Genomic DNA, 270 nt, shown 5'->3' on the forward strand with positions numbered 1-270 from the left:
GTTGGCGCGGTTGGCGTCGTTATTACCCTGATCGTTTGCGGCTGCAGGGCCGACTTCGGTGCCGAGACGTGCAGTCTCGGTGCGGAAGGCGCGGAATTCCTTGGACCGATCGACGAGCTTGCCGAAGCTATCCTTCTGGCTCTCAGGAACCAGCGGCGCCCAGCCAGCGATCACCTTGTCGATCTCATCGAGATCGGTGTTGATGCCTTTGGCAAAAGGAGCGACGTCCTTGATCTCCTTGGAAGCATAAATGCCACGGGCTTCCATCAC

1 protein-coding gene is annotated in these 270 nt (G+C 58.9%); it reads right to left on the reverse strand.

All coding sequences use genetic code 11. From position 1 onward, the window contains the following. Positions 1-270, reverse strand: a 270-nt coding sequence (locus tag SB724_RS20295) for a hypothetical protein (protein ID WP_410572670.1), incomplete at both ends; no start/stop codon positions are given.

Origin of the sequence: Bacillus sp. SIMBA_031 (assembly GCF_046535225.1) — a bacterium.
Lineage (GTDB): Bacteria > Bacillota > Bacilli > Bacillales > Bacillaceae > Bacillus > Bacillus velezensis.